Consider the following 7,386-nt stretch of genomic DNA (forward strand, 5'->3'; position numbering starts at 1 on the left):
AACCAGCAATGTGTTGTTCAACCGGTGTTTGTGGTCCCAGCGTTGATAAGGAATTGATTCAAACAACGGCCATTCAGCGGTATGTCAGTGTGAATGCACAGGGGCAGGCCATGTTCATTCGTCGTAATTTAGCCCAGAACCCCGATGCCTTTGTTCGAAATCCGATTGTTGCCCAAGAACTAAAACGTCAGGGCATAAATGCTTTACCAATTACGTTAGTGGATGGTCAGTTGGTAAAAACCGGTGAATACCCAACCATTAACGAGTTTAGCAGTTACTTAGACATGGATTTAGTAGCTGCTTTGGTTCACTAATAGTTTAGATGGAGGATTAATGATGACACAAATTTATTTTCTATGTACTGGAAATGCTTGTCGAAGTCAAATGGCTGAAGGATTCGCTAAAAAAATTTTAGGCAATGATTGGCGCGTTGCCAGTGCGGGAGTCGAGGTGCATGGCTTGAATCCATTGGCTGTTAAAGTTATGGCTGAAAAAGGAATAGATATTTCCCAGCAAACATCAAAGTTAATTGATCCCGATTATTTGCTTCACAGTGACCTAGTTGTCACCTTATGTGGAGACGCTCGTGATCGCTGTCCAGTCACCCCACCAACGGTCAAGAAAAAGCATTGGCCACTTCCAGACCCGGCTTTAGCAGCTGGATCCGAACAGGATAGAATAGTAGTTTTTCGGAAGGTCAGAGATCAAATTGAGCAGCAGATTATTGACTTAGCAAAAGTCGGTAACCTCTGAGGAATCAGTAGGTCCGTAACCAATACGAATTTTAAAATAGCGGTAGAAAACCGTATATTCAGATAACAAACATTCTGAGTGTTCGGCTTCCTACCGCTACTTTTCGTATGGATGTTCCATTAACCCCAATTAAGTCGTTTTGAAAAGATGGAGACGTTATATGGTAGATTGTAAAATTAATCTACAATTGAATTTTATTTACCTTATGAAGATGTTCAAAACGCGTTAAAGGAAAGGGCGCAAAACCCCTTTATACGTAAAAAGGATGAATGGGTAGTGGGTAACAATGAGTGTAAATTAAATAAGGCACAAAAAAGGATGCTTAAGGATAAAGAAATATATAATCATTTCAATTTAGAAAATATTTCCAGTTCCATCAAAACGGAGCTAAACAAGATAGTGCATGACATCGATGACTAATACTTTAACACCAAACAGAAAGGGGCTATGAATATATAGGGGCTATAATATACAAATTGCCCCTCGAAAACATTGAAAGAATAACCCCCAATATCTATAATGTAGATGTTGGGGGCTATTTGTTTTTATATGGTATAAATGACTTCATTTATTCGTCATTTTTTCGATACCTTTTGGAACGATTTTGACCAGGAAATAAACGATCATGCGATCCTACTCGAATGCCAATTAAGACTAGTTCATCTGTATCAATCGTATAAACAACCAGAACATCGTTAGTTTCGCTTGGTGTTTTGTTTTTCGGGGTGTCTCGTAAATGAAATTCATTATAACCGCTCATTCGCCGATTAAGCTCATGATCTTCAAATTCTGGTGGTAATTGTTGCTGCTCAAGCAACAGGTCAATGGCTGCTCGAACTTCACCAATAATAGATTTGTCTAAACTGGCTAACCGTTTTAGATCAGCATTAAAGGTTGCACGTGGTTTAAATCTTAGTTTTTTCATTATTTAAACTGACCCCAATAATCATCATTTGATTCAACAATTTCATCATCAGGTAAAACATGTCGTTTAATTAACTGATCACGCGCAATCGCATATTCTAACGAACCTTCTTTAGCTTTTAATGCTCTTTCTAGCCAGTCCATTTTTTCTTGTGAAACGATGGCCACTGCTCGACTATTTGAACGAGCAATATAAACGGTTTCGTCTTCGTCATTAACTTGATCTAAATATTTTTTTAGGTTAGCGCGAAAATCGCTCTGTGTTAGTGCTAATGTCATATTTACCACCCTTTCTTTGTACTCAATATTGTACTTTAACTTGTACTAAAAATCAATTTTTTAAGGAGCTAAAACTATGCAACAAGTTGTCTTACCCATCAAAGATTCAAACGTTCTCAAAGAGGTGCAAGATACCTTACTCAACAACTTTAAAGCTGGCCGGCGTAACTATACAGTTTTTCAAGTTGGCAAAGCGACACTGTTGCGAGTCAGTGATGTCATGCGCTTAAAACAAACCGATATTTTCAATCCGGACGGTTCTATTAAACAAAATGCGTTCATTCACGACCGAAAAACGGGTAAGCCTAATACCTTGTATCTTAAACCAGTTCAAACAGAGCTCTTATTGTACCGTCAATGGCTACTTGATCATAGACTAGCCTCTGAATGGCTCTTTCCTTCCATTCAACACCCCGAGCGCCATATTACAGAAAAACAATTTTACAAAATCATGAGTAAGGTTGGCGATCTGTTAGGAATTAATTATCTGGGTACTCATACGATGCGCAAAACCGGGGCTTATCGCGTCTACACGCAATCAAATTATAATATTGGCTTAGTCATGAATCTGCTCAATCATTCCAGTGAGGCGATGACTTTAGCTTATTTAGGCTTAGACCAGGCCAGTACCGAAACGATGCTGGATCAAATTGATTTTGGTTAGGAGGCTGTCTTTATGGATTTAGATTTTAAATCAAACAAGTATGATCTGTTTGATGATTGGCATCAAAACAAGACTAAACAAGCCTTTACACAAAAGTTGCAGCAACAAGCTCAAATTGAAAAAACACAATTACCGCAATTATTGTCGCGTGAAGATTTAAAAATTCGTTGGCAGATGAACTCTCGTCAAAGTGTTCATCAAGTTGCTAGTAAGCCTGATTTTCCGCAACCCGTTTTTGCTTTTAATCATGGCAAGACCCCACTTTACTTAGCAACTGAAATTCAAATTTTCGAAATTAATCACCCTTGGGTAATAACTCCCGGTGCTCGTCTTGCTTATAGTCATTGGATCCTTCGTAATGTGATTGATTAATCTTAAGATTTAACTCTAGGTTTTTGATAGTTGGCGTTAGCCTTCTAATACAAATAAGCCCCATCAAAATGGGGCTTAAATCTACCCTTGACAAGTGTCAAGGGTGTAAGTGCGCATTGACCTCGTTTCACTCGGCCTGCTGATAACCATGAAATCAGTTTTTGCCGTTGTTGAATCGACTGTATTTTTAATTCAATTTATGTTTGCACCTAACTAAGATTGTTATGCTTTAAATACTTAAAAAGTGTTGCAGATTACGCTGTTTTAAGCCAAAATTTTTTAATTGCTTTGTGCAGAGAATTTTTATAAGCTTGGTAACAAATTTTGAATAACGGTTCTGTAAGATCTGTGAATTTAAACTGAAAGCATTATTTTGATGTTAGGAGTCATTAAGATGGACGAAAAGAAAGTATTAAAACCAATTGATGAAATGCTTGCTGATCCTTGGCAAGTTGATATTCAAGAATTGTTTGAAGCTTCTGTCAATGAACCTGATGAGATCAAGAGGAATCTGTATGATTCCTTATACACTTATGTTTTGCAAAAAAGACAAGAAGATATTATTAATCGTCCTGGCTTCGTTATTTAGCCCTCTAAGAGCCTGCTGAGGGCTTTTTGTTTTGCTTTGGTATAAATGTATATGAATATTCTTAAAATTGCTAGAAGCGAAAAATAAGGCCCTAAAAAACGAACATAGCAGCTAAGTTCTTGTTAAGATTCCAAAAAATAACTGTTTGCTGTCAATGGTAGCGGACGAGCAAAGCGTGGGAGCATAAGGAATTGACAGCTCTAAACCAGTCTTAACACTGAATTGGCGAAAGCCAAAGTTTCTACAAAACTTTGCTTTCCTGCCTAACGGCGAGTGAAAAAGCGGTTAAGCTGGCTCAGCTTGGACGGGGTTCGGGGCGTTAGCGCCCGATTAAATGTGGCTTGCCACACCTTTTAAGCAACGAACAGCGTGAGGCGCAAGGAGCTGTGCGACTGGAGTTTAATGTGAGCCGTTTTTTGGCTCACTCCTTTGTGTTTTTTTGTTTTAGGTTTGTATCTCGTACAGTGGTGCCTCTTATATACCTCTTTTATAAACCTCTTTTAAACCTCTTTTAGACCCCTATTGCGCCTTACTCTCCCAAGGCTCACAGAAGGTTATCAAGTACCTTTTGTCTGTTTATCAAGTACCTTTTGTCTGTTTATCAAGTACCTTTTGTCTGTTTATCAAGTACCTTTTGTCTGTTTATCAAGTACCTTTATAAGTTCTGTACTTGATAAAAAGGTACTTTTATTTTAATATGTGTTTGAGGTGATAATCATGTCTAATGAGTTAGTTAAGTATGATCCTGAGTTGAATACTATTCCCTTGAGAAAATTTACCCCAATTGAGATGAATTTATTTTTTTCAATTGTTTCCCGCATGCGGGATCAAGGGAATAAAACTGTTCGTTTCTCTTTTGACCAGTTAAAAGAGCTTAGTAACTATAAACCAACCGCAAATAAACGTTTTATTGATGATATTGAAAATACATACCAAAAGATCCTCAGCCTTAGGTTTGGCCGTAGAAGTAAGAGTGGATTAAATCGTGAATTTTTTGTCATGTTTACTGAATTTGAAATTAAAGGTGAAGCTGAAGAACCTTATGTTGATATTCAGATTTATCCCAAAGCATTGCACTTGCTAAACGATTTAGAAAGTTGGGTTCGTTATGCCCTAACAGAATTTAGAAATTTAAAAAGCAGTTACGCTAAAACAATGTTTCGTCTAATTAAGCAATTTCGAACTACTGGCTATTCTTATTTCTCTAAAGAAGATTTTTTTGAATTGCTTGATATACCTAAAAGTTATTGGAATAGTCCTTCAAATGTTGACAAAAAGGTTATTAAGCCAATTAGAGAAGAATTAACCCCGCTTTTTAGAGGGCTAACGATTAGAAAAAAATATGGTAAAGGCAGAGGAAAACCAGTTATCGGTTATTCTTTTACTTGGAAACCTGAAAGAAAGGACGCAAATGATTTTTCTCAAGGCAAATTTCAAGATGAGCGTCAAAAACTCTTTAACATTCAGCACAATGATGAATTATCAGATAAAGAAAAGTGGCGTGCAATTGACAAAGTTAAATGCTTGCCTTTAGGAACAACTGAAAAACAGGTACTGGCTGAAAAACAAGCTGAACATGATCAAAAAATCAGAGATCAAGCAAGACAAGAAGCACTTGCTGAACTCCAAAAGGGGTTTGGAAATCATGCCTAAAACTATTAAGGAGCTTGCTGATGAGTTTGGCGTATCAAAACAAGCCATTAGGGAAAAAACTAGATGCAAACTTTAGTTGTTGTTAATTCGGGATATTTGCTGTTAAAGCAACATTCATTGGTGGCAACAACCAGAACCAAATCAATTATAGTTTAGCTTGAAGATTGATACCTAAAGAAAACCAATCGACAAGCAAAACTTAAACTTGGTTGTCGATTGGTTTTCTTGTCGTTTTTAACTTATAATTTAAGGCGGATTAATTAGGCGGTGAAACTATTGGGCAAGACTATTCGGCAACTTTCAGAAGAATTTAAATTGTCAAAACAAGCTATTAATCAACGTATTAATAGCATTAATGGCTTTCGAAGCAAACACACTTACAAAGTTAAAAACCATCTAGAAATAGACAACCAAGGCGTTAAAATGCTTGCTAATTTTGACAAGCAAAAACGACAAGAACGACAACCAAATCGGCAAGCTGAAAACGACAAGGACAAAAATATTGATCAAATCTTGCTGAAGCAACTTGATGTTAAAGATCAACAAATTGCAAATTTACAACAAGCCTTAGATCAGCAGCAAAAATTACAGATAGCAACGGTTGCAGAGAACCATCGATTAAAAGAACACGTTCAGAAACTGAGTGGCTTGTTTGAATCTTCTAGTGCTACTCATCAGCAACAATTAAACGACAAGGGCGATACCTTGACGAATAGTTCTAATACCAGTCACATCAAGGATAAAAACGACAATCAAAATGAAAATAAAGTTGCTGAATATGGTAATAGACAAAAGAAAACATTTAAGAACAACACCAATAATAGTTGGTGGCATTTTTGGTGACAATCAATGGTAGATTGTAAAATTAATCCGAACGCTGTTCGGACAAAAAAGATCAGCTTCCTTTAAAATGGTGTTTACCACAAACCCATCTTTTAGGAGCTGATCTTTTGTCTAGTATAACCTATTCCGAACGAATTAAAATCGAAACCTTTTGTGAACTAGGGCTGTCCAATATCCAAATGGGCGTTCGGATTAATTTTACAATCTACCATAAGCCTACCGATTTTTTAATATTATTTTATTCATCAATTTCCGGCGCCGACCCAAGCTCTGCCTGAATCATCCAGATTTTCTTCTCAATTGCGGTTTTGAGACCAATGAAAATATCTTGGGTACTGAAGTCTTTTTCAACATCGGATACTTCAATGCCGTGTTGGTAAAGGTCTTCCAAGTAACGATAGCCATCAACTAAGTGTGCGAGGCGTTCTGGGGTTGTTTTGTCCCATTCACCAGGCCAGTCTTGAATCTTAGTGTTTTCGGCCATTTCTTTTAAGGTCGAGTAAGGACTGCCATCAAGCGCAATCAGCCGTTCAGAAATGACATCGAGTTGGCTGTCAATTTCTTCCATGAACTCATCCATCAAGGGGTGCAACTTCAAAAAGTTGGGTCCACGCATGTACCAATGCGTCTGATGGATAATCATTGACATCTGGCTCAAATCGGCAACGAGTTGATTTAATACTGCTTTGGTTTTCGTATATTTCATTAGATTGATCTCCTTTCGATATGGTTATTATAACTTAGTGGTAGCTTAATCTGAAACGTTATACACTGGCAAATTAAGTTATTTATAGCCCGTAGAATTAGGGGTCAATGGAACATCCATACGAAAAGTAGCGGTAGGATCCCGAACAAAAAATCAGAAACGTTGATTTAACAGCGTTTCTGATTTTTTATATTGGCTTTATTTAAAAAGAGCTCTGGAACATTCGTACGAAAAGTAGCGGTAGACTTTAAAAACCGAACAATCTTATTTTTCGTCTGCTTCATCCAATGGTCTTAAATGACCATTTTCTAACGCTTCATTATATTGGAACGTGTACTTACCGACAAAGTTAATGTGTTCAAACATCAGTGGCGATAATTTGCCGATCATGTCGTCAGAACAATCAAACCCTTCTGATTGCATCTGCGTCACAATCTTTTCCAGGTAAACGGTATTCCAATAAATAATGGCATTCGTGACTAAACTGAGAGCGTTTAGTTGTTCTTCCATACCATCAAAATACGTTTGATAAAGCTTCCCTTTCCGACCATAAAAGATGTTTCGACAAAGCGCGTGCCGAGCTTCACCTTTATTTAGCTGTTC

At 37.3% G+C, this 7,386-nt stretch carries 11 protein-coding genes and 1 pseudogene; 8 read left to right on the forward strand and 4 right to left on the reverse strand.

Annotated elements, in window-relative coordinates:
• On the forward strand, positions 1 to 314 hold a 314-nt coding region (gene arsD, locus GM612_RS12035), incomplete at its 5' end, for an arsenite efflux transporter metallochaperone ArsD (RefSeq protein ID WP_133174775.1).
• Between the two features lie 22 nt (positions 315 to 336).
• Positions 337 to 753: an arsenate reductase (thioredoxin) gene (arsC, locus tag GM612_RS12040; RefSeq protein WP_004563097.1), complete on the forward strand. Its 417-nt coding sequence runs from the start codon at positions 337 to 339 to the stop codon at positions 751 to 753.
• Positions 754 to 1,321: 568 nt separating this feature from the next.
• Here arsC and GM612_RS12050 read toward each other — a convergent pair.
• Positions 1,322 to 1,678 carry a type II toxin-antitoxin system YafQ family toxin gene (locus GM612_RS12050; protein ID WP_076633058.1) on the reverse strand — a complete coding sequence of 119 codons (357 nt, stop codon included), beginning with the start codon at positions 1,676 to 1,678 and terminating at the stop codon, positions 1,322 to 1,324.
• Complete coding sequence (locus GM612_RS12055; protein WP_002834561.1) at positions 1,678 to 1,956, reverse strand: type II toxin-antitoxin system Phd/YefM family antitoxin; 279 nt, start codon at positions 1,954 to 1,956, stop codon at positions 1,678 to 1,680. Before GM612_RS12055 ends, GM612_RS12050 begins: the two co-directional genes overlap by 1 nt.
• A 76-nt stretch (positions 1,957 to 2,032) precedes the next feature.
• Between GM612_RS12055 and GM612_RS12060 the strand changes: the two genes are divergently transcribed.
• The 6 genes and pseudogenes from GM612_RS12060 to GM612_RS12085 all read left to right on the forward strand — a co-directional run.
• Positions 2,033 to 2,620 carry a site-specific integrase gene (locus GM612_RS12060; protein ID WP_039098794.1) on the forward strand — a complete coding sequence of 196 codons (588 nt, stop codon included), beginning with the start codon at positions 2,033 to 2,035 and terminating at the stop codon, positions 2,618 to 2,620.
• A gap of 12 nt (positions 2,621 to 2,632) precedes the next feature.
• The gene (locus tag GM612_RS12065) at positions 2,633 to 2,992 is read left to right on the forward strand and encodes a hypothetical protein (protein WP_063490259.1); all 360 of its coding nucleotides are present in this window, start codon (positions 2,633 to 2,635) and stop codon (positions 2,990 to 2,992) included.
• Between the two features lie 376 nt (positions 2,993 to 3,368).
• Complete coding sequence (locus GM612_RS12070) at positions 3,369 to 3,581, forward strand: hypothetical protein (protein WP_042253400.1); 213 nt, start codon at positions 3,369 to 3,371, stop codon at positions 3,579 to 3,581.
• 717 nt (positions 3,582 to 4,298) lie between these two features.
• Positions 4,299 to 5,234, forward strand: coding sequence for a replication initiation protein (locus GM612_RS12075; RefSeq protein WP_076633367.1), 936 nt, complete (start codon positions 4,299 to 4,301; stop codon positions 5,232 to 5,234).
• A 276-nt stretch (positions 5,235 to 5,510) separates the two neighbouring features.
• Positions 5,511 to 6,077, forward strand: a complete 567-nt coding sequence (locus GM612_RS12080; RefSeq protein WP_038023403.1) for a DUF536 domain-containing protein — start codon at positions 5,511 to 5,513, stop codon at positions 6,075 to 6,077.
• Between the two features lie 107 nt (positions 6,078 to 6,184).
• A pseudogene (locus GM612_RS12085) lies at positions 6,185 to 6,274 on the forward strand (IS30 family transposase); the annotation flags it as partial.
• Between the two features lie 41 nt (positions 6,275 to 6,315).
• On the opposite strand, the gene GM612_RS12090 reads toward GM612_RS12085, so the two are convergent.
• Positions 6,316 to 6,783 carry a Dps family protein gene (locus tag GM612_RS12090; RefSeq protein WP_003587210.1) on the reverse strand — a complete coding sequence of 156 codons (468 nt, stop codon included), beginning with the start codon at positions 6,781 to 6,783 and terminating at the stop codon, positions 6,316 to 6,318.
• 264 nt (positions 6,784 to 7,047) lie between these two features.
• Positions 7,048 to 7,386 (reverse strand): Tn3 family transposase (locus GM612_RS12095; RefSeq protein WP_141346048.1); only part of this gene is annotated, 339 nt, incomplete at its 5' end.

It is taken from the genome of Secundilactobacillus folii (genome assembly GCF_009720675.1).
Classification (GTDB): Bacteria; Bacillota; Bacilli; order Lactobacillales; family Lactobacillaceae; genus Secundilactobacillus; species Secundilactobacillus folii.

Excerpts from the sequence above, each read along its gene's own strand:
- arsC (WP_004563097.1), top strand. The coding sequence starts at position 337 with ATGACACAAATTTATTTTCTATGTACTGGAAATGCTTGTCGAAGTCAA.
- GM612_RS12075 (WP_076633367.1), top strand. The coding sequence starts at position 4,299 with ATGTCTAATGAGTTAGTTAAGTATGATCCTGAGTTGAATACTATTCCC.
- GM612_RS12070 (WP_042253400.1), top strand. The coding sequence starts at position 3,369 with ATGTTAGGAGTCATTAAGATGGACGAAAAGAAAGTATTAAAACCAATT.
- GM612_RS12090 (WP_003587210.1), bottom strand. The coding sequence starts at position 6,783 with ATGAAATATACGAAAACCAAAGCAGTATTAAATCAACTCGTTGCCGAT.
- GM612_RS12050 (WP_076633058.1), bottom strand. The coding sequence starts at position 1,678 with ATGAAAAAACTAAGATTTAAACCACGTGCAACCTTTAATGCTGATCTA.
- GM612_RS12060 (WP_039098794.1), top strand. The coding sequence starts at position 2,033 with ATGCAACAAGTTGTCTTACCCATCAAAGATTCAAACGTTCTCAAAGAG.
- GM612_RS12055 (WP_002834561.1), bottom strand. The coding sequence starts at position 1,956 with ATGACATTAGCACTAACACAGAGCGATTTTCGCGCTAACCTAAAAAAA.
- GM612_RS12065 (WP_063490259.1), top strand. The coding sequence starts at position 2,633 with ATGGATTTAGATTTTAAATCAAACAAGTATGATCTGTTTGATGATTGG.